This is a genomic window from Bacillus sp. P14.5 (assembly GCF_003316765.1).
Taxonomy (GTDB): domain Bacteria; phylum Bacillota; class Bacilli; order Bacillales; family Bacillaceae_B; genus Rossellomorea.
On the sequence record NZ_NIJF01000017.1, the window covers coordinates 65048 to 91235 of the forward strand.

Below are 26188 nucleotides of genomic sequence, written 5' to 3' on the forward strand. Positions count from 1 at the left end.
TATGAAAACGCACTCTGAATTCCCCAATGAATTCAGAGTGCGTTTTACTGTTTTAACAGTATGTTGGCTAATTTTAATCCCTTTCATTTACCTAGTAAGTCCAATCGGTTAGAAGTCTTATCCTAATTTGATAAATCAACCAATTAAAAAATAAGGGGAGATTTTCCCCTTAAATGCAAAATCCAACACGATTTTGGATATATTAAAGGGAATTTTTCCCCTTAAACATAGAAAAATTTATTTTTCTCCCATTTTTCAAGTTAATAGCGGGAATTTTTCCCTTTATTTAAGCTGATATTCGTGTTTTTTCCTAAATAAGGGGAGATTTTCCCCTTATCTATCTAACTTAATTTTCGGCGCCTATGAACATCTACATCGTACATGTATATTATTTCATAGTTGATTGCATCGGCGATTAGCTTTTTTTGCATTAAAAACTAAAACCGTTATCATTCTTTTTGCCTTTGTTGCAGTTAGCCTCAAAGGTTTTCCATTAACCGTTTAGCAATCCTTTCATAATCATCACGGTCTATGCCGGGCGCAAACTCTTCCGGCAGATCCTCAAGGTTCGGAATCGGTGCACCTTTAGGCGATCCTTCTTTGACCTCAAGCCTTTGTCCGCTTTCGGGATTGTTCCCTTTCCAAATCTGGCGGATATCCGCATAGTCACCGACATCATTCCACGTGTAAAGGATATTGCCGATTCCCTGGTCTTCAAATTTCCGCGCATGGTCGAACTTTCGATTAGAAAGGTTGGGGATCGGAACCATCTTTTTAACATCAACACCTGTCACAATCTCCAGCGCTTTCGCATAGGCAAGGACATGTGTGCCGCCGCGCACCAGTAAGTATCCAATCATCTCCCGGGCTGTTTCATTTTCGGTCATCTCGTAAACCCTCATTTTATGTGTGCGTGCACCGACCTCCAAAAAGAAATTATGAAGAAGGTCGAGCACCAAATTGCCGCTGGTGAAAACATTGTCACCTGTCCAGGGGCGGCCCATTGAATCGCCGGCTAAAGCCGTTTGGGCGGACGCAATGAATTGAAGGGTATTCCGGCTGTCCTTTCCTTCACGCAAAGGTGTGACATCGGGGTCACCGGTGTAAAAAGTGTTTCCCCTTGATAGCAGGTTGATGGCATTCGATACTAGCTCCACATGTCCGAATTCCTCGGCAGTGATGCTGGCTACCAGATCATAAAAAGGCTTTAATTTGTCTTTTCTCCTGAAATTGAACGACTGGTACATATAATTATTCAGTGTCGACATTTCCCCGAATTTTCCGCCTAAAAGCTCCTGTACAGCCGCAGCCGCATTTGGATCTCCATGTTCCGGAACGGGGAGGTCGATCAACAACTTATTTTCGCGCTTGAACATATAACCCCTCCTTATCCTTTTGGAATGACCCAAACGATTTGCTGAGTCCGGATATAGAAAGAAGATCCGCCCGACTCGACTACAATATGATCCGGCATTACATTAGAAAGCTTTCCGGAAACGGTACCTCGGATCGTCTGGACGGCAACCATACTCCCGGTAATCCCGGACAAAGTCTCATAAACATAAGGATCATAATTGCTCACAAAAGCAATTTGCTGTTCATCCATGCTGTCATCGCTCCTTTATAAAAGGTTATATTCGCAAACATTGTTGCTTTTGAAAAATCCCAAAAGCCGGATTTTTCCCCGGGTACTAAGGGTTTAACTCTAATCGGAGAATCAGCTCTTTTCTTTTCATGTTAAATAGGTTATACCGGAGAATTAGTATTAAATAGCCACAAAGTTTACGAAAAGAGCCTTATAAAAACTTTAACAATTATTTATATGACACAAGAACATGGGTTAGACATCAAGAGGCAGTTTGAGAAGCTTTCGCACTTTAAAGCGTTAAAAGGGACAGTTTTGGGGTGGCGTTTTTGAATCCAGCCCCTCGGGGCCAAATAACCTCCTGAGAAAAAAGGAGAGACCGCCTTTTTTCTCGGGTGGTCGGGGCTGAAGGAGGTGTTTGAGCTTTTTTTATGAATGGGAAAAATAAAGTTTGCTTTTTGAGAAATTATAAGGTATGATAAGGTTAATTATTCTTGTTCGGTCAGGCTAAGTTAGAAAGTTTTGAACTTCTCGCTCTTGATGAATTGAGCAACAATAGTAATAAATCGTGGATCAATATCCACACAGGAGGAAATACACATGCAACAAGGTACAGTAAAATGGTTTAACGCAGAAAAAGGATTCGGCTTCATCGAAATCGAAGGCGGAGAAGATGTATTCGTACATTTCTCAGCTATCCAAGGCGACGGTTTCAAAACTCTTGACGAAGGTCAAAAAGTAACTTTCGAAACAGAGCAAGGTCAACGCGGACTTCAAGCTACAAACGTTAACAAAGCATAATTGCTGAAAGGACTCTCTTGAGGGTCCTTTTTTTATGTCCATAAACATAAATCTGCCTAAAATCTCCCTGCAAAGTCAATCGAGTGGCTTAGGTCGGGGGAGTGGCTGCTGCACCGAGTAAGATGGTCAAAAAATGCCTGGCAGTCTATAGAATGACAATTGTGGCTGATAAGTTTGAATAAGCGTTTGATAGAATGAGCAGGTTGGTTGATAAAAGAGTCAAACTGTTCGATAGAATGCCAAAACCGGTCGATAGAAAATAGTTTATGGGAAAAATCGATATAAAACTTTTAATATCTCTTAAAGCTACTACCTGCATCATTGAACATAAGGAGGAATCCATGAAGTATCTATACAATTATGCCTGGGAAAAAAATGAAGAACACCTGTGTTTAATGGAGAAGCGCGCATTCTTTGGTCCGGAAGCTGATTCAGGGTACGGCCCTGTGGTAAGTTCAGTGAAAATTGATCCCAGCAGAAGCCCGTTTATCAGAGAAAGAATAAGTGTGCTTTGCAAAGGGGAAAGTCTTGAGGATCTAATTGTCAGACTAAAAGAATTGCCTGAGATAAAAACCTCCTTCAAGGTGGTTTTTATCCAGGAACCAGATTCTCTCATTAATGAAAAAACTGGCTTTAAAGAGCGCCGAAAGATTGAACGCAAAGTTGGGTTGGAACTTAAGGGAGAAGCTGATTTGATCAATCCCCAGCTTGTCTTCGGAGTCATGGAAGATAAAGAAGGCTGGATTTTTGGTGAATATGTAAAAAATGAAGCCGTTTGGCTGCAGCATCAGTGGAAGCCCCACAGTTATTCCACCGCACTTGGCACCCGGGTCGCCAGGTCGGTCGTCAATATAGCAGTACCTGATCCTGCTGGAAAGAAAGTCATCGATCCTTGCTGCGGCATCGGAACCGTACTGATCGAGGCGCTCTCAATGGGCATCGACATTTCTGGCAGTGATATCAACCACCTTGTGATTCCGGGAGTAAAGGAGAATATGGAGTACTTTGGACTGCAGGGAGAAGTGGAGAGACGGGATATTAGAGACGTCGATGGCCAGTATGATGCCGCGATTATCGATCTTCCCTATAACCTTTGTTCAGTCATCACAGTAGAGGACCAGCTGGAAATGTTCCAAAGTGCCCGCCGGTTCACCAAACGGTTAGTGGTGGTCACGATTGAAAACGTGGACGAAGTGCTTGCCCAAGCAGGCTTTAAAATAGCAGACCGCTGTGTCGTCACTAAAGGAAATTTTCAGCGGGAAGTACTATTATGTGTGTGAAGAGAAGCATCTGCTTAATGGCGGATGCCTTTTTAAAAGAATAAACTTTCTGTTATGCTCATGCGATGCTATTCCGTAGTAACAAAAGAGCTGACATCCACTTTACCGAAAAAACAATTCCTTAGACACCCGAAATTAAGTATAATCATAATGTATGAATTTTTGAAAATATAAAAATGAGGTGTTCATCTGTGATTAAGCGTTTCTTCAGCTATTATCGTCCTCATAAAAAGCTGTTTTACATAGACTTTTTCTGTGCGATGCTGGTCGGGCTTCTCGAGCTTGGATTTCCGCTGGCCGTTTCCTATTTTATTGATGAGCTCCTCCCGGATGGAAACTGGGCTACCATTACGGCAGTAAGTGCGGGGCTATTGACTCTGTATGTGATGAGTTCCGGTATGCAGTTTGTGGTGAACTACTGGGGCCATAAGCTTGGGATCAATATTGAAACGGATATGCGCCGTGAACTGTTCAACCATGTTCAGAGACAGTCGTTCCGCTTTTTTGATAATACCAAAACGGGACATATCATGAGCCGGATCACCAATGACTTGATGGATATCGGGGAGCTTGCCCACCATGGGCCGGAGGATTTCTTCATTGCCATCATGACGTTTATCGGGGCGTTCTGGATCATGATCACCATCAATGTGAAGCTGGCGCTGGTGGCAATCATTATTGTTCCTTTCCTGGTCTGGCTGATATCTTATTCCAACATAAAAATGAATGCGGCCTGGACGAAAATGTACGGCAATATTGCCGATGTGAATGCCCGTGTGGAGGACAGTGTTTCGGGAGCGCGTGTTGTTCAATCTTTCACCAATGAAGAATATGAAAAAGAGCGATTCAATACAAATAATCTGTTCTTTCGAAAGTCGAAGCTGCAGGCGTACAAGGTGATGAGCTGGAATCTTTCCGGCATTTATATAACGACGAGAGTCATGACGCTTGTCATCTTGGTTTATGGAGCCTGGCTAAGTTTTTCTGATCAGCTTTCGTATGGGGAGCTTGTCGCGTTCATTCTTTACCTTAATGTGCTTTTCAAACCGATTGATAAAATCAGTGCCCTGCTGGAATTGTATCCGAAGGGGATGGCGGGCTTCAAGAGGTTTGCCGAGCTGATGGATGCCGAGCCAGATATTGAAAACAGGCCCGATGCAGTGGAGGTCCCTGCTCTAAAAGGAGACATCCGCTTTAAGAATGTCAACTTTGGCTATGAAAATAACCGCACCATTCTCAATGATATGTCCTTCTCCATTCAAGCGGGAACAACCGTGGCATTCGTCGGTCCTTCAGGTGCCGGGAAAACGACGATATGCTCATTGATTCCCCGTTTTTATGATGTCGAGGGAGGCGCGATTACGGTAGATGGCATTGATATCCGTGATATGACGAAGGAGTCTCTTCGCGCGAATATAGGAATCGTGCAGCAGGACGTTTTCTTGTTTACGGGAACCCTGAGAGAGAATATTGCGTATGGAAGACTTGGCGCTTCACAAAAAGACATCGAAGAAGCTGTCCGCAAAGCCCATCTGACTGAACTGGTTGCTTCACTTCCTGATGGCTACGATACCCAGATCGGTGAAAGAGGACTGAAGCTTTCCGGAGGGCAGAAACAAAGGCTGGCGATTGCGCGGATGTTCCTGAAAGATCCATCCATTCTCATTCTGGACGAAGCAACCTCCGCACTTGATACTGAAACGGAAGCCATCATCCAGGAAGCATTGAATGACCTTTCAAAAGACAGAACTACGCTGATCATCGCCCACCGTTTGGCAACGATCAAAAAGGCCGACCGTATCATGGTCATCACCGAAGATGGCATTGCAGAAGACGGCTCACATGCCGAACTGCTGTCCCATCACGATGGGATATTCGCAAAACTGCATGCCCATCAGCATTAGAAACTTGGAAACTCTCTATCCTGGCAGATAGAGAGTTTTCTTGTTTAGCGGCACTTTATTGCTATAAAGGACGAAGAGGGACAGTTCCTTTTCACGCTCTCAATTAAAGAAGCACCTGCCGTATACAACGGTAAGGTGCTTCCTTAACAAGATTATTCGACACATTCCGGGGCGTGACTGTCACCAGGCTTGCGGTGTTTCGTCTCCTGTTAATAGCCGAAAGCGATTTCAAACAGGGTTTTCTATGATTTATCGTGCGTTAGGAAAAATCCTTCTAGTCATTTCACCGAATTCCTCAAACAAACCTTCAACAGGTTTCCCGTTTTGAAGGTCGTCTCCATAGCCCCTCATTCTTTCAACAAAATCAGGGTTGGAAGAAACGTACACGTTCTCAATGTTCTGCTCTGTATCTCTTACAGCTTTAGCAACCTTCTTCTCGACGTCTTTTGTTACTTCACCTTCAGAGTTATCTTCAAGCATGACGGCAACAAAAGCATTGTTCTCTGTCATGATGACATTCGCCTGTTTGACTTCTTTAAGCTCATTCACTTTTTTAGCTGCCTTTTCAGACGACTCCATTCTTCCTTCGCCGTTATTCATGTTGTCGCCGGACATTCCATTATCTTTGTTATAGGGGCCATTCATATCATTGGCGTTATTTCCATTATTGTAGCCGACATTCTCAGGCTGGAGATTGTTATTATCTTCGCCTGCCTCGTTTCCTCCATTCGCCATGCCGCAGCCTGCCATCAGGAACAAACCGGCCAAAACCACTGTTAACCCTTTAAAACGTTTCATGATTTTCCCTCCAAATCTAATATTGTTCAAGGATAGATTTTGCAGGAAAATGAAAAACTATGCATATTTTAAAAAAGTTATATACTTCTGGCGGGGCTAGATTTCCCAAACCTATGTGGCGCTTGGTTCTTGTACCACTCCAAGCATAAAAGAAAAATGATGACCATATCGATCGCATCTCCGCCGTAATACATCAACAAGGCACCGGTCTCCGAGTCTCCCGCCGTTATCCCGGGAGGAGGATTTCCATAAAGAAACTTAGCTAGAATTCCATGACTCGCAAGGGCCAGGACCAGGACTACAGAACGATAATAAAAAGAAGCCTTGTGAGGCGCGGGATCAAAAGTAACCATGGAAACTGTAAAAAGGTATCCCGCGAGAAAAATATGAATATGGATGAGAACAAGCAAAAACCCATTATGATGCATTGCCTGGTACAGGCCGGTCGTATATAAAATCCATAACCCGCCCATATTGAGCAGAGAAGCCGTAACAGGATCTGTCAGAAGCCTTGCGGGAGTGCTTTTTAATATAGATGAAAGACGCCTTGCCATTCTGACATTCAGTGTTCTCATAACCAGAGTAAGCGGAGCCGAGATAACAATGAGAAGAGGAGCTAGCATACCCAGCAGCAAGTGGGCCGCCATATGATAAGTAAAGCTGGAATGTGCGCGTTCAGCGATCGGCCCAATGACAGAGGCAGCAGCGCAGCTCAATCCGGCAATCCAAAAAAACATCCGATGAACCGGCCAGCGGCTGTACTTCATGTTGGACCGTTTAACCGCAAACACGTAAACTAGCATCACTGCAGTAATTGCCATCAAAGCAGCTAAGCTTCCAGCGCCCATGCCCCCATGATGGATATGTTCATTGGCCATTTGCCAGTTCTCCTTTCTTCTCTTTGTTTTCCTTCTGTGTCTTGGCTGTGATTATAATTCCCGCCAATAACAGGACAGCGGCGATGATGTTCCATACCCAGTCATATATCCACACGTTATCCACATAGCGGATTTGATGGATTCTCAAAACTTTATGGTGGATGGTTCCATCGTATAATTGAAAGCCGCCGCTTCCCAGGAGCATCCCGCCCCACCATCTCTTTAACCAGAATGTACCTTTGCGGCGAAGGTCGGCCAACATGAATAATCCAGCTATTGTCGCGAACCAGCTGAAGGCATGAAACAATCCATCAGAAACAAGCCCCATGGCGGTAGTCGATTTATCGTAAAAGTGGTGCCAGTGAAGAAGCTGGTGAAATACCGTCTCATCCACAAACGCAGCCAGCCCCAAGCCAAAGAAGATCCCCGATATCAGGTTTCGAGATAAATTAGTCCGTTTCATAAATACTCCCTCCAAAAGTTATCTTTTTACAGTTTGTCCAACATAAAAGGAATTTAAAGGCTGGCATCACCCTAAATGTTATAATTTACAGAATAATTACCTTATTTATGGTAAAATAAACACAATTACATCAACTGAAACAGAAGTTCATCCGTAGGAAACCTAAAAGGAGGACTGACCCATGTTATGGTGGACATTTGGATTGATATTGTTCTTTTCAATCATCGCTAATTTATTGCGGCCGAGGAAGACGTTTGACGATAAGGAAAATGTGATCCAGGAAGAGGAACGGGCAAAAGCCCAGAGTTGGTTTGGGGGCTAAGCTTTTCCATGAAAATTGAAATTGCTTGGACTATAAAATTGAGGCTTTTTGATTGAATGTCTATGTGGAGAAAAGCCCAAAAATAGACGCAAATCCCTCCATGGAGACTTGCGTCTATTTGTTTGCTATCTTATTAATTTTTTAAAATCTGGTGGCATCAGGAAAGCCATCCTAAAGAAACTCTGCGTCCCTGAACTGCTTATTCCATCGTTCTGCTTTTTTCAAGGAAGGAAGGTCGTTCAATATGTCGCCCGGCCTTACTCCGGCACCAATCAGGTAATCCGTAAATTCCATATGAACAAATTCAAAAATATAATTGAACTGCTGTACCAAAGGCAGTCCTTTAATATTTGCGCTGCTTCCGCCAGTTATGACAACATATGCTTTTTTCTTTGCCAGCTCTTCCTTAAGATTAAAACGCTCATCGCGAAGGTACTGGGACCACCTATCAAAAAAGTTCTTCATCGGACCGCTCATTCCATACCAATAAAGGGGAGTGGCAAACAGCAGGACGTCATGCTCCAACATCAAATGAACCAATTCTTCATAATCATCCTTTACCGGAGAGAAGCCTTCTTCTGTATGTCTCATATCGGTGATCGGCTGTATATTTTTATCTGCTAAAGATACGATTGTATGATCGGTTCCCTCCAGAATCTTGTTTGCCAGGTACTCCGAATTGCCGTTCTTCCTGGTGCTCCCCAACAAAGCTAAAGTCTTCATCAGCATACACTCCTCTTTCTGCTCTTATGTAGTATATTTCAAAAAGCCCATTCTGTTTCCAATAGTTCGGGATACTTTTTAAAAATAACATAGTCTATCCGCCAGTTCCTGATAGTAGGCGGAGTCGTGCACCTGGAGCGGAAATCCTTTCTTTATACTCAGACACATTCTTTTGAAAAGAGCTTTTTATAAGGTTTTGTCCCAGCCTCTTTAAGATTTCTGAGAGTTTAATGTCTGCGCGGGGCAGAAATTTTAAAAATGCCAATGAACTTCTGTTTTACAGCAATTCCTCGGCATTCAATCCAGCCAGTGAGTCGATGACAAACCGGCCGTCTTTGCTGATGAGCACATCGTCAAAAAAGATTTCCCCGCCGCCAAATTCCGGCTTCATCATTAAGACGATATCCCAATGGATGGAGGACTTATTTCCATTATCGGCTGCATCATATGCTTCACCAAGAGCAAGGTGGAGGCTTCCGTTGATTTTTTCATCAAAACCGATGTCATTCATGATCTGGTTGATATGGGGATTGATCCCCAGTGCGAATTCCCCGATGAACCTGGCTCCCTCATCTGAATCGAGAAGTTCGATCAGTTTCTTGTTATTATCACTCTCGCAGTCAGTGATTTTGCCGTTCTCGAAGGTTAGCCTGATATTAGAAAATGTTTGTCCAGCATAGTTGGATTTAGTATTGAATGTTATTTGGCCATTTACAGAATCCTTGACAGGGGCTGTAAAGACTTCCCCGTCTGGAAGATTAATCTTGCCGTCACATTTGATGGCTGGTATATCCTTTATGGAAAAGGAAAGGTCTGTGCCGGGTGCTAAAATCCTTACTTTTTCTGTATCGTTCATCAGCTTGACTAGCGGATCCATTGCAGTGGACATTTTACTGTAATCCATTGTGCAGGTTTCGTAAAGAAAATCGGTGTAGGCTTCCGTACTCATCTCTGCCAGCTGGGCGTATGCTTTAGTGGGGATATTGAACAGCACCCACTTCTTTTTTAATTGTTCATCGCTGACAGGCTTATAGGCCTGGCGGTAAATATTCTTTTTTTCAGAAGGGATATCAGCGAACTCAGAGATATTATTTTCCCCTAAAATAAGGATGACAGCATCCATTTCTTTCATCTGCCCCAGCTTAAGTTCAGCATCCGCCTCAAATTGTTCCTTGGTTCCGGAGAGCATCATCTTGCGGTTGATTCTATAATCAGTTTGTTCGAAAAAAACCTGTCCGCCTGCTTTGAAAATTTCATCCATGAAAGGAGCAATAAAATCGTACTCGCTGACATCCAGAGCCTCAATCAGTACTTTCTGCCCCTCTTGGACATTAAGGGAGTACCGGACAACTGTTTTTGCGAGAGTATGTATCCTTGAGTCCATTTTTCTAACCCCCTTGAATGAATAAACAGAACACCCGCTTTAGAGCTGGATGTCTGTCGAAAGTAATTGTGATCTTCTTCAATTCTAGCATATGAACTCATAAGGAATATATATTTTATTAATACTCTGTTATTACGTTAGACGAAGAAAAGCAGAGGCGGTCGATCTTGCCTCAGGGATTATAAAAGGGAGTGTGGTAAGGGGTTTAACGAAGCCATTTAACTGTATCGATTTTTGTACCTTCTTCTGAAGAAGAACTTATAGTGAACTCGTCCATGATTCTCCTTACACCAGGAAGACCTGCACCCAAGCCGCCGGAAGTGGAGTATCCGATTTCCATCACTTTTTGAATATCAATGATTCCTGGCCCTGAATCAGCAGCATAGATCCTGATTCCGGTTCGCGTACAATTTTGATGCTTATAGAGGATGATCTGCCCCTGGTTGGCATATAAATAGAGGTTTCTGGCCAATTCGCTGACAACCGTGATAATCCTTGTCTGATCAACTGTGCTGAAACCAAATTCTTTTGCAAAGCTCCGCGCAAAATTTCTGGCTGCCGCAATATCTTTTACATCCATGATAACTATCGTTGCCAACGCTTCCATTTTATCCCTCCTAAGTATAAATCAAATGATTGAGTCAATGAGCTTTTGGAAACCACAGTGTAAAAAGGGATAAACTACTATTTTTTGGTGAAAAGAGTCGTATTGTGTGAGCACGAACAGTATATTAAACTAAGGTTAACATAAGGAATCTTCCATTAAACCTATGTAGCAAACTAGCCACTTTCTAAATGTGTCTTTTTTGGAGAAAGTTTTAGTGGGGTGAGCAAAATGAGAGAATGGCTCAAACAATTAAGAGAAGCGAAGGGGCTGACCCAGGAAAAAGTGGCCTCTGAATCATACATCAACAGAGCTTATTATTCTCAAATAGAGAATGGGGTACGCAACCCAAGCTTTGAAGTGGCTGCCAAAATAGCCGAAACGTTCGATATTGACCCCTCCCGTTTTTTCATCGCAAAAGGAAGCGAACCGTTTGGACTGGCTTTGAGAAACGCACCGGTCATCATAGCTCACTGTGACCTGAACCTCAGGTATACGTGGTTTCATCATCCTCATGCTGCTTTCTCATCAGAAGTAGCTATAGGCAAAACAGATGAAGAACTTGGCTTGGCAAAGGGCATTGAAGAGCTTATCGAGTTAAAGAGGCTCATCATCAAGGAAGGCCGTCCCCTGAAGAGAACCATCGTTTTCGAGCAGCCGAACGGTGAAAGGACCTATGTTGTATTCGGTGAACCATTACATAATGGAAGAGAAGAAATTAACGGGGTGGTTACCGTTTCCATGGATATTACATCTGAATAGGAAGTGTGCCTGACGTTTTCCTGGAACCCCTGCATATAAAGCTTGTACTCAGAGATCATTAGCTGAACTCTAAGTACAAGCTTTTTTGTGTTGGGATTGAGTTAAAGGGGGGAGGGGGGCAGGGGGATCTTAGCTGCAGGCGTCCAGGAGTCCGTTTTACGATGTTAGGTGTCCTTCGAGCGCGGTTTGAGTGACCCGAAAAGTCTGTTTTTCATAGTTAGGTTTCCTTCGTGGCCCGTGTAATATTATCCCGCTTCTTAAGCATTTCCCTTTTAATTGAGGAAGCTCTTTTCTTTCTTGATTGCATGAATATTTCGGATGAAATGTGGAGTCACCTTACTGAATCTTAATACCCAGCAACAATCTTTGCGAAAGGCTATTTTATCCTCATCCACCATTTTCGTAGAAGGAGCGGAAATCCATTACTTTTAAGACAGCAACATTTTTTTGCGGAAACAGCTTTGCGAAAAGAAGCTGCTATAAAAATCTAAACATGAAGAAAAGAGAAAAAAACCCCGATGCAGCAGCAGCGGGGATGTTTGTCTCTTATTGTTTAACCAATTCTTCTTCAAAGAAGAAAGTAGTGGGATACTCTTTTACGATGTATGAGTATCTTTTCATGTTTTTAACATATTGTGATTTGATGATGGTGACAGATTCATTAGATGATTTAATGTTGACTTCATCCCCTACGTTGAATAGACATTTACCCATGATCTCATCCTTTCGTGTTTATTGGTATTGATAGCCATTGGCAAGTTTACTGTTGAAAATCGATAAGAGGAGAAATAAAGAAGGCAAGCCGATTATGCTTGCCTCTGTCTATTCTGTGGTGCATCAAATGAAGATTAACCGCGTCTTCCGCCTCTGCCGCCGCGTTTCGTTTCCGTATTGCGCTTCAGTGACGTAAGATTTTCTTCGCTGGATTTGAGGAATTTAGCCATTTTATCTTCGAAAGATTCTTTAGGCTTGAAGTTTCCTTTTGAGCGGAAATCTTTATTTGGTCTGCCGTCTCTTCCTTGGCGCGGAGGTCGTTTAGTGAAAGTTGATCCTTCTGGTTTATCCACCGCTTTTTTGATTGACAAGGCAATTTTGCCCGCATTCTCACTAATTACCTTAACCTCAACTTCATCGCCTACTTTAAGATGATCGTTAACATCTTTAACATAGCTGTCCGCCACCTCACTGATATGCACGAGACCGGTTGAGCCTTCGGGTAATTCCACGAATGCCCCAAAATTAGTGATACCAGTTACTTTACCTTTAACCTTGCTGCCTATTTCGATTGCCAAAAAAAGTTCCCCCTTAATAATTGTAACAACACTTTATTATAACAAATATATCACATAATATCTAATGGTGTTTCATGGCTATGTGATTAGATGGTGAAATTTTTAGCCTTCCCCCGATTGGCCAGCCGCTTAGAGCAGGCTGAGATTATGATTAACACTTATTTACCAGGGACCTCTATATAAGGAGGAAGATTCCATTTAAGCCACAAGCTTTACTGGATTGGGAAGGACCGAAAACTTTGGATGTATTGTAACCTGTCTGAGAATAATTGGGCAATAAAGATATTATCGACTGACATGGTGTGAAATTCTATTGGCACACAAGGGGAATAGGGACTTACAGGTCTGATCAAGTTTTGAAATTGTTGACGTGGTGCTTGAACTGAATCCGATTCGGTCTGTGAGATAACCTGGACGGCTCCGTTAATTATGAGGTTAGGGGAGAAAGGGAATCTATGTTAAGAAGAAAGTTGGATTATCCAACCAAGGAACTATTTGTAAAAATAGTGATAATTATTTTCAATTAGACATTGACAATGATTATCAATTAGAAGTATTATAGGTTTGGGTTAAATGATAATGATTTTCAATATCAGTATCAGGTATCCCAAATTCAATGAAAGTTTCGGGGATTTACCATGAAACAGAGATACCTTCTGACTGCACTCATCTTGCTGTCGCTTCTGTCATTATTTATAGGAGTGAGCAGCATAACGCCAATGGATTTGCTGGATATCCATTCTGAAGAAACACAAATATTCCTCATCAGCAGGCTGCCAAGATTGGCTGCAATCATTCTTGCGGGAGCCGGGATGAGTATTGCTGGATTGATCATGCAAAGCTTGAGCAGGAATAAATTTGTTTCACCGACAACGGCCGGGACGCTGGATGCCACACGACTAGGTATTCTGGTTTCAATGATCTTGTTCGTGAATGCTTCCATGATTGAGAAGATGATCGTCGCTTTTGTATTTGCGCTTGCCGGCACATTTTTATTTATGCAAATACTTGACCGGATCAAATTCAAGGATGCCGTTTTTATTCCGCTTGTAGGGCTGATGTTTGGGAATATCCTTTCCTCCATAACGACATTCTTTGCTTACAAATCCAATGTGATTCAGAACATGGCAGCATGGCTTCAAGGAGATTTCTCGCTGATAATGAAGGGCCGGTATGAACTGCTATACATAAGTATCCCCATTATGATCATTGCTTATTTCTATGCTAACCGGTTTACCGTCGCGGGTATGGGAGAGGATTTTTCAAAGAATCTGGGTGTGGGCTACCGAAGTGTCGTGAATTCGGGTCTTGTCCTGGTGGCTCTCATCACAGTATCCGTGGTTCTTACGGTAGGGATGATTCCGTTCGTCGGATTGATCATACCGAATATCGTCTCCATCTATAAGGGAGACCACTTACAGAGGACATTGCCGCATACAGCCATGCTGGGAGCGGTCTTCCTGCTCGTCTGCGACATATTGGGCCGTATCATCATCTTTCCATATGAAATCACGATCAGTTTAATGGTCGGGGTGATTGGAAGCGCCATCTTCCTGTTCTTGTTATTTAGGAGGAAGGCATATGCGTAATCATTTCTGGAAGTTTACTATATTGATTGTTGTGGCCCTGTCACTTTGCGGACTCTATCTGTTTTATGAGTTGAATGGCAGCTATGATTATGCCCTGCCGAGGCGGGGGATCAAGCTGCTTGCCATGGTACTGACTGCCGCCGCAATTGCTTATTCAACGGTTGTGTTCCAAACGATTACCCATAACCGGATCCTGACTCCGAGCATTATGGGACTTGATTCACTTTACATGCTGATTCAGACGGTCATCATTTTCTTCCTGGGCTCGGGAAGTGTCATGGTCATCAATAAACAGGTGAACTTTTTCATCTCGACAGCGGTCATGATCCTTTTTGCCCTGCTGTTATATCAACTGTTCTTCCATAAAAGGAAACAGCCGATCTACTTTCTGCTGCTGGTAGGAATCATCCTGGGGACTTTCTTTGGATCGATCTCCACCTTTATGCAAGTGTTGATCGATCCCAACGAATTCTTCAGTATACAAGATAAAATGTTTGCCAGTTTCAATAATGTAAGTGAGGAACTGGTTTGGCTGTCCCTGCTGCTGGTTGGAATCACCACTGCAATAGGGTGGCGGTCAATGAGCGAGTTGGATGTTGTCTCCCTTGGAAGGGAAACTGCAGTGAATCTGGGAGTTCCTTATGACAAGCTGGTTAAAAGGATGCTCGTCATCTCAGCAGTGCTCATTGCGATCTCGACTGCACTCGTGGGTCCGATCACCTTTTTTGGCTTGATTGTCGCGAATTTATCCTACCAGTTCTTTAACACCTACAAACACACTTCCCTGGTAACGGGTGCAATTCTCATCAGCATCATTGCCCTGGTGGGGGGGCAGTGGGTTGTGGAAAGGATCTTTACCTTCTCTACGACACTAAGTGTCATTGTGAACTTTATAGGCGGAATTTACTTTATCTACTTATTACTGAAGGAGAGCAGATCGTCATGATAAGCATAAAAGGTCTTTCGAAATCATATGGGAAGAAAAAAGTCGTTGAAGATGTCAACGTCATCATCAAACGGGGTAATATTACTTCTTTTATCGGTCCAAATGGTGCAGGAAAGTCTACCCTGTTATCGATGGTCAGCCGCCTGATGGACAGTGACAGCGGTGAAGTTCTAGTTGATAATGACAACGTGAACAAAATGAAGTCCAACGATCTGGCCAAAAGGGTTTCGATCCTCAAACAGTCCAATTTCATGAATGTGAGGCTCACAGTGAAGGAGCTTGTCTCGTTCGGCAGGTTTCCATACTCTAAAGGGCGTCTGACACAAGAGGATGAAAAATTTGTAGATCAGGCAATTGACTACATGAATCTTCGTGAATTAGAGAATCGGTTCATGGATGAGTTGTCGGGAGGGCAAAGGCAAAGGGCATTCATCGCCATGGTCATTGCACAGGATACCGACTACATCCTGCTGGATGAACCGCTGAATAATCTGGATATGAAGCACTCTGTCCAAATCATGAAGATGCTGCGGAAGCTCGTGGATGAACTGGGGAAAACAGTTGTCGTCGTCCTGCACGATATCAATTTTGCCTCCATCTATTCCGACAGAATTGTAGCCATGAAGGATGGAAAGGTTGTCAAAGAAGGGCCGACCGAATCGATCATCCAGACCGAAGCCCTGAAAGAAATTTACGGAATGGATATCCCGATACAGGAAATGAACGACTGCAGGATTTGTGTTTATTTTAAATGATGTTGCAGTATAAATAGCTGCTGATTTCTATTAGACGAGGAGGATCAGCGTCCGCCCCGCGGAGTCGTGCGTCTGGAACGAAAATCAAATACCCGTTTAAACACAACACCGTTTATTAACACTTACTAAAAAATTTAATCAAACCTAAGGAGATGGATATTATGAAAAAATGGTCATTGTTAACAATCATGCTTTCAGTACTGCTGGTGCTTGCTGCCTGCGGTTCAAAAGAAGAGACTGCATCAAATGTCAAAAGTGCAAATGGTGAGGGAGAAGAAGCTTCTTCTGAACTGACGATCAAACATGAACTGGGTGAAGCAGTACTTGAGAAAAATCCTGAAAAAGTAGTTGTTTTCGATTTTGGTGTTCTGGATACATTGGATGAGCTAGGTGTTGAAGTAGCGGGTGTTCCTCAAGCTACAATCCCGCCATACCTTGAGAAGTATGCGGGCGAAGAGTATACAAACGTAGGAAGTTTGAAAGAAGCGGATTTTGAAGCCATCCATGCGATGAAGCCGGACGTCATCTTCATTTCAGCACGTCAATCAGAAATGTATGATGAATATGCTGAAATCGCTCCAACCGTTTACATGGGCCTTGATTACTCTAACTACATGGAATCATTCACTAAAAACATGGAGACGATTGGGCAGATCTTTGATAAAGAAGAAGAAGTAAAAACAGAACTTGAAGAAGTTCAGGCGAAAATCGATTCTATTAAAGAAAAAGCGGAAGCAACAGAAGATAAAGCATTGATCGTCATGGGCAATGAAGGTGAAGTAAGTGCTTATGGACCGGAATCACGTTTTGGTATCATTCACGATGTATTCGGCTTCAAAGCAGCTGTTGAAGGCATCGAAAAATCAACACATGGACAAAACGTAACTTTTGAATACATTGTGGAAAAGAACCCTGCCACACTATTCGTGATCGATCGTGATGCTGCATTTGATCCAAATGCAAGTGTGAAAGATTCTTTCGAGAATGAACTTGTTCAAAAAACAGACGCTTATAAAAATGGAAAAATCAATTATTTGAACGGCGGCCACTGGTACCTTTCCGGCGGCGGACTTCAATCTGTGAAGCAAATGGTTGAAGACGTAGAGGCTGGACTGTAATGTTTTATCAAGTTAAGAGGATTGTTGTAAAAGAAGGTGCGGCTTCTAAGGTCATAGAACGTTTCTCTGGTGAAGGCCTCATTGAAAAACAGCCTGGATTCATTGACTTCAAAGTACTTGAGAAGAAAGTCCGCCGCGGAGATGAAGAAGTCCTGGTCCTGGTGCAGTGGGAGTCAGAAGAGGCGTGGAAAAACTGGGAGAAGAGTCCGGAGCATATCGCTGGCCACAAAGCGAACGCAGGAAAGCCAAAACCGGACCACATTATTGATTCCGGACAAAATGTATATTATGTCAGGTCAGAAAAATGATTACCGGCATTTTCATTGGAATATAATTCAATAGGAAGAGCCTGCCTTTACAGGGCAGGCTCTTCCTATTGAAAGTAAATGTGATATTTTATGGAGCAGGGGTAAACTGATAGTAAATGATTATTCTGAAAGGAGAAAGGTAATGACGTATATTTTTCTAATCATCGGTTTCGCTTTATTAATCAAAGGAGCGGATTTCTTTGTCGAGGGTTCCTCAAAGATTGCCCAGGCACTTAAAGTGTCGCCATTATTAATCGGGTTGACCATCGTGGCGTTTGGAACAAGTTCTCCTGAAGCCACCGTCAGTATAGCTGCTGCTCTGGATGGAAGTGCTGGAGTGGCTTTGGGGAATGTCGTCGGGAGCAACATTTTCAATATAACGCTAGTTGTGGGATTGACGGCATTGATCAACCCGTTGAAAGTAGAAAATGAAACAATTCGGAAAGAGATTCCTTTCACCCTTGTCGCGAGTATCACTTTGCTGGTTGTCATTAGTGATATCAGCCTGCAATTTCTGAATGAAAATTTCATCAGCAGAGGAGACGGGTTCATCCTGCTGTTATTCTTTTCGATTTTTCTCTACTATATTTTTGAGGTTGCAAGGAAAAGTAGAGACGGGATTAAGGAGACAGAGACGGCTTCAGAACCGGTTTCATGGGGGAAGAATACTCTGCTGACTATTGCCGGTCTTGCTGCAATCATTTTTGGGGGAGATATCGTAGTCAATAACGCGACAGACATCGCGCTGTCGTTCGGTATGAGTGAGACACTGGTGGGGTTGACGATTGTCGCTGTAGGGACTTCCCTGCCTGAACTGATAACCTCCATAACAGCAGCTATCAAAAAGCAAGCTGATATAGCGATTGGTAACATTGTGGGCAGCAATATTTTTAATATCTTATTTGTCTTGGGTGCTGCATCGGTCATTTCTCCTTTAGCAGTCGACAGCAAAATATTCATCGATGTAGTACTGATGATCATCCTAACAGGAGTTCTGCTCATCTTCTCAAGAACAAGCTTTAAAGTCGGAAAAGGGGAAGGGTCTTTCCTTGTTATTGCTTACTTGGCATATGCCGTATATATAATCATCCGGAATTGAAGAAGTGGAATTAATGGCCGCTGGATTAAAGAAATCACCCTCCCTTAAGGTGTATGAGGGAGGGCTTTTTCAGAGGCCAGGGGCAGTGTGATCATAAAAGTGGTTCCTTGGCCTTCTTCACTATCAATATGAATAGCGCCATTATGTTTCTTGATGATATTGAAGGAGACCATCAATCCAAGACCATTTCCCTTTTCTTTGCTGGTGAAAAATGGCTGTCCGATTTTGCTTAAATGATCTTTTGATATACCGCTGCCGTTATCTCTTATGTAGATGTATACATTTCGACTGTCTTTTTTTATAAGTATGCTGATTCTGCCATTGTTCTTAATAGCTTCAGTCCCGTTTATTAGTATATTAAGGAGGACCTGCTTTAGCTGTGTCTTGCTTCCAGTTATCCCGATGTAAGTTTCAAGCGTTTCTAACTCGATGTTAATGTTCCTCTTGAACGCTTGTGCACTTGAAAAATTGACGGCTTCTCTGACGATATCCACTATATTTAATTGGCTGAAATGAGCTTCTTGGGGTCTGGAAAAGTATAATAATTCATTGGTTATCTCTTCTATCTGCTTCAGTTCCTCCAGGACTATTTCGATGTATTCGGTTTGGGGGTAGCTTCTCATCAATTGAAGGAAGCCTTTCATTGCAGTAAGCGGATTGCGGATTTCATGGACAATTCCGGAAGCCAGTTCTCCTACAAGAGAAAGCTTTTCGGACTGCCGAAGTAGTTCTTCATTCTTTTTAACAGAAGATAAGTCCCGGATGACTGCCTGGACCAAAATATCACCGTCATGGATGAAAGGAGCAGTTATGACTTCGACGTCGACTAATTGGTTGTCAAAACGAGCCATTTTATGCTGGGTGAAAGATGACATCTCGCCATTCTTTATCTTAAACAAATGAGATAGTCCCAGCTCTCTGAACGGGTGATGAAAAAACGTAAGAATGTTTTCACCGATTACTTCTTCTTGAAGTCCAAGAAGGCGCATGAAAGCCCGGTTTGCATATACTATACTTCCGGAGTTCAGTATAACTTTTGCATCTGTACTTTTATCGTTAACTAGGGAAAAATCGAAGAGCTTGCTCATTAAATCCCCTCCGACTATATTTTACCATGTATGGAAGAGATGGGAATGCCGGTTGATTGTGGCAAAAATGCCACGTGACTATAAATTAGTATAAATACATAATCTAAAGTGTGGCTTAATAGCCACATTATTGAATGAATGGAAAGGTTGTTTGCTATATGCCCAAAAGATCTTGGTTGATTACATTGAGAAAAGAGAGAAATTATACTCAAAAACAGGTCGCTGAACAGGCTTTTATTGACCGCTCTTATTATGCACAAATTGAAAATGGGGAGCGAAAGCCTGGTGAAGATGTCGCCAAGAAAATAGCAAATATCCTGGAATTTCATTATTCTGCCTTTTCAATGGATGAAAATCCTTTTTACTTCTCCTTAAATAATTCACCCATGATTCTGGCTCACTGCGATACCTCACTCAAATATACCTGGATTTATAATCCTCACCCTGATTTTGAACCTGAGAAGGTCATAGGAAAAACAGATACAGAAATCGATGATAATGAAGGCACACGGTCTTTGGAAAAGTTAAAGCAGGATGTACTGGACCTGAAGGCTTCTGTGCGCAGGAAGATAGATTTTCCGTTATCAAATGGATCCCTGTCCTATGATGTCTTCGCACAGCCGCTGAGGAATGATGACGATCAGATCATTGGCGTGGCGACCTCCTCCACAGAACTGGAATAGCTTGCAACTGCGAAGGAGGACTGCTGGAGAAACAAGGGAAATGACAATGGATATTATAGTCCGCTTGTAATTTTGAGTCTCACTTAACTAATGAAGCTGTAAGGTTGACGCCAAACTCCATGTATCCCTTCAAGCATGTAAGCATATATACCCATACCTCCTTATTGTCCAGTAATTGGCTGATAAGGTTTTCGTTATTTTAATTAAATCCTTCTTCATTGACTTCCACGATTGTGCCGCCACTCTCTTCCTTCATAAAACTGATTGTTACTATATGGTTTTCAGCCCAAACAAAGATAATCAAGTACCTCTATATCTCCCTGGGCGTCATTCTTCATATCTTAAAGTGATAACCTTTCCATCTTTCAGAACTTGATGAAAACCAGAAATTCCCGATTAAAACAGGGTTAACAAAAGCTTCGAAAATTTCACTTGCCGGTTTTTGGATTCTGATTTTAGACACATTATACATACACTTTCAACTCGCCTTCTTTGTTTTCTCCATTGGGATTCAAGTCAAGGGTAACCTTCCTTCGCTATTAGGCTGCGGTGACTTATCCTCTTCAGGAAAATGTTAATCAGGAGGGATGATTTATTTCTTACTGAGTGATTAGGTCATCCTGTAAATAAACAAGCAGAACACTACTGTAAAGGACACTTTACAGTAAAGGGTCCTTTACGTTAAGATGGGGGAGAGAGAGGGATGTCAGCAATTATGAAAAATCGCATGAAGGAATTAAGGCAGGAAAACAAAATATCTCAGGAGCAAATGGCTGGGAAACTCGGCGTGTCCAGGCAGACGATTATCTCGATTGAGAAGGGGCGTTACAATCCTTCACTGCCCCTGGCGATTCAAATAGCCCGATGTTTTAACACAATTGTAGAAGAAGTTTTTTGGTGGAGGAAGAAAAAAGTAGGTTTTTAATAATGGGAGTGAGAGATTAATATGCAGATGAGCAGTAAAACAGGCAGAAGGTTTTTCTTTTTTAATGGCATTCTCTTTTTGCTTTTCGGTTTGTTGATGGGTTATGCGAGTATCTCAACAGGAGCGTTCTTTGTCGGCCACGAACTGGTTATTGTAAGCACGACGGTTATGTGCTTCTGTCTTTCTTATTTATATCCGCAATTTAAAGAGAATGATGAACGTACGAAGAGAATCAGGGAAAGGGGAATGTTTTATAGCTACTTTTTTATCTTAAGCTATATGATCATCCTGATGCCGCTCCTTCAATTGAATGTGATTGATTTAACCGGCTATCAGACGGTCAGCCTGCTGGCGACATTGACCATTTCAACAGTGTTTTTATCATTTGTATTCTTATCAAAGCGGTACTGATCCTGTGAAAGAGGCTGGGACAAAACCTTATAAAAAGCTCTTTTCAAAAAAATGTGTCTGAGTATAAAGAAAGGATTTCCGCTCCAGGTGCACGACTCCGCGGGGCGGGCGCTGAGCCTCCTCGGCTTTGCCTGCGGGGTCTCACCTGTCCCGCTAGTCCCGCAGGAGGTCGCACACCTTCCGCTCCAATCCGCCTGCGATCAGGAACTGGCGGATAACCTAATCTAAAAAATAACATCTTTAAGGTAAGAGCCTAATAACAAAAATGAATCGCATGAAATCAAGTATATTACCTTAATCTCATGCGGTTTTATTTTCGATGATTTCTACTTGCATCAATTAGTTTTCTACTTTTGTCCCAGCCTCTTTATTTTAGATTTTCACTACCGGCCGCTTACTAGTTGCAGGTGCCTTTAGACTTTCTTCCTCGCCAGTCCTCGATGAGGTTCCTCATCTCCTCTTTATTTTGATGAAACTGCTTTAACCTGTGGCCGTTTGCTCCCGAAGGATGCGGAAATCCGAACAAGAAAGAATGGACTGGAGCAGCCTCCTTCTCAAGAAGCTTCCGGCAAACCCTTTCTACTGTTACTCCCAGTGGAATGACCAAAGCTTGAGTCTCGATATGCTTCAGTTCTTCTGCAAACTCTTGATAAGCATACCGGGAGAGGAGGGAGGATTGATCGATTGCAGGATGATGCCCCGTATAATTCTTTCCTGAGATAAACACAGGATATTTAATAATAGAAGTGGTGTGTAAAAGGTGGCGGTTCTCTTGAAAAAGTGTCAGGGAATTTTCGATGCCAAGGGCTTCCGGCAGACCGCATTGATCTAGCATTTCAGTCAGGTTTTTTCTGATGGGCCCTGAGAATCCGGCTGCTTTTTTTGTATTCTGCAGGATGATTTCTGTAGCTTTCCCCATTTCAATCCCTTTAAGAACTTCTTCGTAAGCCGATAACATTTGCTTCCAGCCGGGGGTAATTCCAGCCAGCACGATTTTCGCTTCTCTATTTATGTATTCATTATGCGGTGCATAATACATTTCGATATTTCCGGATTTCTCTATGAGAAACTCCCTGGTCAACAGGGTTTCTTTCTTCAAGGGCAGGGATAACGAACCGATGGATGGAAGATAGGCAGGCAGTTTCGGCTTCAATTAATAGACCTCCTCCATAATGAAAATACTCATTCCAGTATAACCAAAATGTAAGTGTTTCAAAGACGGGCGTGTTCTTGAAAAAACGCCGCATGCAAAAGAATGGAAACCAACTCGTTATAACCTTCTAAAATTTATCATGCAAATCTATTGTATTCTGTCTCCGATTCCTTTATCATCTAGAAGGAGAGCACAATATTATGTGCCTCGACTTGGAAATAACAACTACATATTGTGTAATGCCGGTAAAAATGGTGTCTATATAGACTTAATAGGGAATCTGGTGAAAATCCGGAACTGTCCCCGCAACTGTAAGTGCTGACGAAATAAGTGACGACCACTGTCTTCAAAAAAGACGGGAAGGACTTAAAGTAGAGTGAAGCACAAGTCAGGAGACCTGCCATTTTTATAGCGTCTTATCTTCTTCGGGAATTGGGAAGGTATAACGAGGATACATTGGTAGATTCGACTGTACTTTCTATTAATATATCAACGTTTTAAAACCCATCCTTTGCGATGGGTTTTTTTCATTTCCCATTCTTTTTGGAAGAATTTCAGAAAAAGGAGCCAAGAAAAATGGAAACTTTATCTTCACATGTATCCAGAACCATCGTTACCAGGCTGGTGCTTCCTCCGGACACCAATCATATGGGCACCATCTTTGGAGGCACAGTCCTGTCTTATATCGATGAAATTGCCGCGATTTCTGCCATGAAGCACAGCAGGAAAGTCGTGGTGACGGCCTCGATTGATACTGTGAATTTTCTCTCCTCAGCCGTTGTTGGAGATATTCTCACTTTGGAAGCATGTGTTGTTTCCACTGGGAGAACTTCAATGGAAGTGTTTGTAAAAGTGGAAAGTGAGGATCTTGAGTCAGGAAGAAAGACTCTTACGACCACTTCGATTCTCACAATGGTGGCAAAGGATAAAGAAGGCAGGCCGACGCCTGTTCCTGGAGTGATACCTCAAACAGCAGAAGAGAAACGGCTGCTCAAGACCGCACAGCAGCGTAAACAACATCGTCTTGAAACCAGAAATCAATAGAATGATTGGGAGGAATACCAGATGGAAATAATGGCAGATCAGCATAAAGTTAACGCACAGAAGCTTTTGGAAGAGTTAAAGAGCAGACACCAGTCGCTCTCTTTCGGCCAATTTGAGGAAAAAGTGCTTCAAACCATTGAAGCGAAGCCTGATTTAACGGTCGAGCAACTTGAACATATGCTTACTCTCGTAGCGGTTGAGCGAATCAGCAGCAGTGAACCGGACTGGACCTATGCTGCAGCAGATATCTATATAAGAAGCTTATACCGGAAGAGTTCAGAGGAAAGAGGGACGGATCCCCATAAGGGCTATGGCTCTTTTTATAACCTGATTGAGAGGCTGGAGAGCCTCGGAATCTATGGTAAGCGACTTCGCGAAACCTACTCTGTGGAAGAGATTGGTGTTCTTGAGAGAGTGATAGATCCTGAAAAGGACAGGCTGTTTACTTACATAGGAATTGTCACCCTGGCCGAAAGATATTTGGCCAAGTCCCACAATGGCCGTTTTATCGAGCTGCCGCAGGAACGGTTTATGATCATCGCGATGACTCTGTTGGCGGAAGAACCAAAAGAGAAGCGTCTTGACCTGGTTAAGGAAGCCTATTGGGCGCTTTCCAATCTATATATGACCGTGGCCACACCTACTTTGGCAAATGCCGGAAAAAGCTACGGGCAGCTTTCAAGCTGTTTCATCGACACCGTGGAAGATGATCTGAGAAGCATTTATGATTCGAATACCGATGTATCAACCTTGAGCAAGAACGGCGGGGGAATCGGCATCTACATGGGTAAAATCAGAAGCCGGGGAAGTGACATAAAAGGCTTTAAGGGCGTCAGTTCAGGAGTGATTCCCTGGATGAAGCAGCTTAATAATACCGCGGTATCCGTAGATCAGCTGGGACAGAGGCAGGGAGCGATTGCCGTCTATCTGGATGTCTGGCATAAAGATATCTTTCCATTTCTTGACGCAAAGCTGAACAATGGGGATGAAAGGCAGCGCACCCATGATCTGTTTACGGGCGTTTGCCTTCCTGACCTTTTTATGGAGCAGGTGGAAAACAGGGGAGAATGGTACCTGTTCGATCCCCACGAAGTAAGAAAAGTCATGGGCTTTTCGCTTGAAGATTTTTACGATGAACAGCAAGGGGAAGGGTCTTTCAGGGAAAAGTATTGGGCATGCGTCTTTCATCCTGAATTGTCCCATGAAACCGTACCTGCCATCGACCTCTTCAAATCCATCATGATATCGCAGCTTGAAACGGGAACTCCATACATGTTTTACAGAGATACAGTCAACAGGATGAATGCGAATCAGCACAAAGGAATGATTTACTGCAGCAACCTTTGCACGGAAATCACGCAGAATATGAGCCCGACGGTCATGGAAGAAGAACGGGTAGAGGATGGAAAGATTATTACGTACAAAAACCCAGGAGACTATGTCGTCTGTAACCTATCATCGGTTTCCCTGGCCAAGGCAGTAAAGGATGGGGTCCTTGAAAAAGTGGTCACCATCGCGGTGAGAATGCTCGATAATGTCATCGATATCAATAACATTCCGGTCCTTCAGGCTGAACTCACCAACGAAAGGTACCGGGGAATCGGACTGGGAACGTACGGATGGCATCACCTTCTCGCTCAGGAAGGGATCAAGTGGGAAAGTGAGGAAGCGGTCCAATATTGTGATTCTCTCTATGAAGACATTGCCTATTTTACAATAAAAGCAAGCAGCTCACTGGCAGAAGAGAAATGGGCATATCCTTATTTTTCTGGTTCAGAATGGTCAACGGGCAGTTACTTTGAAAAAAGGGGATACAACTCTTCCAGATGGGTGGAGCTTAAGGAGAAGGTAAAGCAGCATGGCATCAGAAATGGCTACCTCATGGCGGTGGCACCGAATTCATCCACTTCACTGATTGCCGGCTCTTCTGCCAGCATCGACCCGATATTCCGGCTGGAATATTCAGAGGAAAAGAAAGATTACAAGATACCGGTCACCGCACCGGATTTATCGCCTCACACAACCTGGTATTACAAAACGGCTTATAACATTGACCAGCATTGGAGCATTAAGCAGAACGAGAAGCGTCAGCGCCACGTAGACCAATCAATCTCATTCAACCTTTATGTGAGGAATGACATCAAAGCAAAAGCATTGCTTGATATCCATCTTGATGCCTGGAAATCAGGTTTGAAAACCACTTATTACGTGCGTTCAACATCAAATGCAGAAATCGATGATTGTGAAAGCTGCCATAGCTGAGAAATTACAGA

Annotated in this window: 28 protein-coding genes and 1 riboswitch; of the genes, 16 read left to right on the forward strand and 12 right to left on the reverse strand. The window is 43.0% G+C overall.

All coding sequences use genetic code 11. From position 1 onward, the window contains the following. Positions 1 to 479: 479 nt before the first annotated feature. Both B9Z54_RS02365 and B9Z54_RS02370 read right to left on the reverse strand, forming a co-directional pair. The gene (locus tag B9Z54_RS02365) at positions 480 to 1376 is read right to left on the reverse strand and encodes a manganese catalase family protein (protein ID WP_113926923.1); all 897 of its coding nucleotides are present in this window, start codon (positions 1374 to 1376) and stop codon (positions 480 to 482) included. 11 nt (positions 1377 to 1387) lie between these two features. Then, a complete protein-coding gene (locus B9Z54_RS02370) occupies positions 1388 to 1606 on the reverse strand; it encodes a YuzF family protein (protein WP_113926924.1) in 219 nt (72 codons plus the stop codon). A gap of 579 nt (positions 1607 to 2185) precedes the next feature. Here B9Z54_RS02370 and B9Z54_RS02375 point away from each other — a divergent pair. From B9Z54_RS02375 to B9Z54_RS02385, 3 genes are all read left to right on the forward strand, one after another. Further along, positions 2186 to 2386 carry a cold-shock protein gene (locus tag B9Z54_RS02375; protein ID WP_113926925.1) on the forward strand — a complete coding sequence of 67 codons (201 nt, stop codon included), beginning with the start codon at positions 2186 to 2188 and terminating at the stop codon, positions 2384 to 2386. A 341-nt stretch (positions 2387 to 2727) separates the two neighbouring features. After that, positions 2728 to 3666 carry a TRM11 family SAM-dependent methyltransferase gene (locus B9Z54_RS02380; protein ID WP_113926926.1) on the forward strand — a complete coding sequence of 313 codons (939 nt, stop codon included), beginning with the start codon at positions 2728 to 2730 and terminating at the stop codon, positions 3664 to 3666. Between the two features lie 191 nt (positions 3667 to 3857). Beyond that, positions 3858 to 5570 (forward strand): ABC transporter ATP-binding protein, encoded by a 1713-nt coding sequence (locus tag B9Z54_RS02385; protein ID WP_205207653.1) that lies wholly within the window; start codon positions 3858 to 3860, stop codon positions 5568 to 5570. 249 nt (positions 5571 to 5819) lie between these two features. Here the strand turns inward: B9Z54_RS02385 and B9Z54_RS02390 are convergent, their stop codons facing one another. From B9Z54_RS02390 to B9Z54_RS02400, 3 genes are all read right to left on the reverse strand, one after another. Continuing rightward, complete coding sequence (locus tag B9Z54_RS02390) at positions 5820 to 6368, reverse strand: YhcN/YlaJ family sporulation lipoprotein (protein WP_113926928.1); 549 nt, start codon at positions 6366 to 6368, stop codon at positions 5820 to 5822. A 77-nt stretch (positions 6369 to 6445) separates the two neighbouring features. Beyond that, positions 6446 to 7246, reverse strand: coding sequence for a cytochrome c oxidase assembly protein (locus B9Z54_RS02395; RefSeq protein ID WP_240189766.1), 801 nt, complete (start codon positions 7244 to 7246; stop codon positions 6446 to 6448). Continuing rightward, complete coding sequence (locus tag B9Z54_RS02400) at positions 7236 to 7709, reverse strand: DUF2243 domain-containing protein (protein ID WP_113926929.1); 474 nt, start codon at positions 7707 to 7709, stop codon at positions 7236 to 7238. Before B9Z54_RS02400 ends, B9Z54_RS02395 begins: the two co-directional genes overlap by 11 nt. 181 nt (positions 7710 to 7890) lie before the next feature. Here B9Z54_RS02400 and B9Z54_RS24605 point away from each other — a divergent pair, with 181 nt between their 5' ends. Beyond that, a complete protein-coding gene (locus B9Z54_RS24605; protein ID WP_162785058.1) occupies positions 7891 to 8031 on the forward strand; it encodes a hypothetical protein in 141 nt (46 codons plus the stop codon). Positions 8032 to 8202: 171 nt separating this feature from the next. On the opposite strand, the gene B9Z54_RS02405 is transcribed toward B9Z54_RS24605, so the two are convergent. The 3 genes from B9Z54_RS02405 to B9Z54_RS02415 all read right to left on the reverse strand — a co-directional run bounded on the left by B9Z54_RS02405 (position 8203) and on the right by B9Z54_RS02415 (position 10745). Then, positions 8203 to 8754 carry a flavodoxin family protein gene (locus B9Z54_RS02405; protein WP_113926930.1) on the reverse strand — a complete coding sequence of 184 codons (552 nt, stop codon included), beginning with the start codon at positions 8752 to 8754 and terminating at the stop codon, positions 8203 to 8205. Between the two features lie 277 nt (positions 8755 to 9031). After that, complete coding sequence (locus B9Z54_RS02410; protein WP_113926931.1) at positions 9032 to 10138, reverse strand: aminopeptidase; 1107 nt, start codon at positions 10136 to 10138, stop codon at positions 9032 to 9034. Between the two features lie 205 nt (positions 10139 to 10343). Then, on the reverse strand, positions 10344 to 10745 hold the full coding sequence (locus B9Z54_RS02415) for an anti-sigma regulatory factor (protein WP_113926932.1): 402 nt from the start codon (positions 10743 to 10745) through the stop codon (positions 10344 to 10346). A gap of 228 nt (positions 10746 to 10973) precedes the next feature. Between B9Z54_RS02415 and B9Z54_RS02420 the strand changes: the two genes are divergently transcribed. Further along, a complete protein-coding gene (locus B9Z54_RS02420) occupies positions 10974 to 11504 on the forward strand; it encodes a helix-turn-helix domain-containing protein (protein WP_113926933.1) in 531 nt (176 codons plus the stop codon). A gap of 546 nt (positions 11505 to 12050) precedes the next feature. Here the strand turns inward: B9Z54_RS02420 and B9Z54_RS25140 are convergent. Next, positions 12051 to 12218, reverse strand: a complete 168-nt coding sequence (locus B9Z54_RS25140) for a hypothetical protein (protein WP_187444335.1) — start codon at positions 12216 to 12218, stop codon at positions 12051 to 12053. 134 nt (positions 12219 to 12352) lie between these two features. Further along, positions 12353 to 12796, reverse strand: a complete 444-nt coding sequence (locus tag B9Z54_RS02425; protein ID WP_113926934.1) for a S1 domain-containing RNA-binding protein — start codon at positions 12794 to 12796, stop codon at positions 12353 to 12355. Positions 12797 to 13434: 638 nt separating this feature from the next. On the opposite strand from B9Z54_RS02425, the gene B9Z54_RS02430 reads away from it, so the two are divergent. From B9Z54_RS02430 to B9Z54_RS02455, 6 genes are all read left to right on the forward strand, one after another. Beyond that, a complete protein-coding gene (locus tag B9Z54_RS02430; RefSeq protein ID WP_113926935.1) occupies positions 13435 to 14385 on the forward strand; it encodes an ABC transporter permease in 951 nt (316 codons plus the stop codon). Continuing rightward, entirely contained in the window at positions 14378 to 15331 is a 954-nt protein-coding gene (locus tag B9Z54_RS02435) for an iron chelate uptake ABC transporter family permease subunit (protein WP_113926936.1), read from the forward strand. Before B9Z54_RS02430 ends, B9Z54_RS02435 begins: the two co-directional genes overlap by 8 nt. Next, the gene (locus B9Z54_RS02440) at positions 15328 to 16086 is read left to right on the forward strand and encodes an iron ABC transporter ATP-binding protein (protein ID WP_113926937.1); all 759 of its coding nucleotides are present in this window, start codon (positions 15328 to 15330) and stop codon (positions 16084 to 16086) included. Before B9Z54_RS02435 ends, B9Z54_RS02440 begins: the two co-directional genes overlap by 4 nt. A gap of 161 nt (positions 16087 to 16247) precedes the next feature. After that, the gene (locus B9Z54_RS02445; RefSeq protein WP_113926938.1) at positions 16248 to 17204 is read left to right on the forward strand and encodes a siderophore ABC transporter substrate-binding protein; all 957 of its coding nucleotides are present in this window, start codon (positions 16248 to 16250) and stop codon (positions 17202 to 17204) included. Further along, positions 17204 to 17512: an antibiotic biosynthesis monooxygenase family protein gene (locus B9Z54_RS02450; RefSeq protein WP_113926939.1), complete on the forward strand. Its 309-nt coding sequence runs from the start codon at positions 17204 to 17206 to the stop codon at positions 17510 to 17512. The genes B9Z54_RS02445 and B9Z54_RS02450 overlap by 1 nt, the downstream gene beginning before the upstream one ends. A gap of 142 nt (positions 17513 to 17654) precedes the next feature. Next, entirely contained in the window at positions 17655 to 18611 is a 957-nt protein-coding gene (locus tag B9Z54_RS02455; RefSeq protein WP_113926940.1) for a calcium/sodium antiporter, read from the forward strand. Between the two features lie 44 nt (positions 18612 to 18655). On the opposite strand, the gene B9Z54_RS02460 is transcribed toward B9Z54_RS02455, so the two are convergent. After that, positions 18656 to 19699, reverse strand: a complete 1044-nt coding sequence (locus B9Z54_RS02460; protein WP_113926941.1) for an ATP-binding protein — start codon at positions 19697 to 19699, stop codon at positions 18656 to 18658. A 158-nt stretch (positions 19700 to 19857) separates the two neighbouring features. On the opposite strand from B9Z54_RS02460, the gene B9Z54_RS02465 reads away from it, so the two are divergent. From B9Z54_RS02465 to B9Z54_RS02480, 3 genes are all read left to right on the forward strand, one after another. Beyond that, positions 19858 to 20382: a helix-turn-helix domain-containing protein gene (locus tag B9Z54_RS02465; protein ID WP_113926942.1), complete on the forward strand. Its 525-nt coding sequence runs from the start codon at positions 19858 to 19860 to the stop codon at positions 20380 to 20382. Positions 20383 to 21097: 715 nt separating this feature from the next. Next, positions 21098 to 21307: a helix-turn-helix transcriptional regulator gene (locus B9Z54_RS02475; protein ID WP_113926997.1), complete on the forward strand. Its 210-nt coding sequence runs from the start codon at positions 21098 to 21100 to the stop codon at positions 21305 to 21307. 27 nt (positions 21308 to 21334) lie between these two features. Continuing rightward, positions 21335 to 21718 carry a hypothetical protein gene (locus tag B9Z54_RS02480; RefSeq protein ID WP_481747769.1) on the forward strand — a complete coding sequence of 128 codons (384 nt, stop codon included), beginning with the start codon at positions 21335 to 21337 and terminating at the stop codon, positions 21716 to 21718. 397 nt (positions 21719 to 22115) lie between these two features. Here the strand turns inward: B9Z54_RS02480 and B9Z54_RS02485 are convergent, their stop codons facing one another. After that, positions 22116 to 22871, reverse strand: a complete 756-nt coding sequence (locus B9Z54_RS02485; protein ID WP_113926944.1) for a uracil-DNA glycosylase family protein — start codon at positions 22869 to 22871, stop codon at positions 22116 to 22118. Between the two features lie 235 nt (positions 22872 to 23106). Next, positions 23107 to 23290: riboswitch (cobalamin riboswitch) on the forward strand. Between the two features lie 157 nt (positions 23291 to 23447). Here B9Z54_RS02485 and B9Z54_RS02490 point away from each other — a divergent pair. Next, positions 23448 to 23915 (forward strand): acyl-CoA thioesterase, encoded by a 468-nt coding sequence (locus B9Z54_RS02490; protein WP_113926945.1) that lies wholly within the window; start codon positions 23448 to 23450, stop codon positions 23913 to 23915. 21 nt (positions 23916 to 23936) lie between these two features. Beyond that, positions 23937 to 26177, forward strand: a complete 2241-nt coding sequence (locus tag B9Z54_RS02495; RefSeq protein WP_113926946.1) for a ribonucleoside-diphosphate reductase subunit alpha — start codon at positions 23937 to 23939, stop codon at positions 26175 to 26177. Positions 26178 to 26188 lie beyond the last annotated feature (11 nt).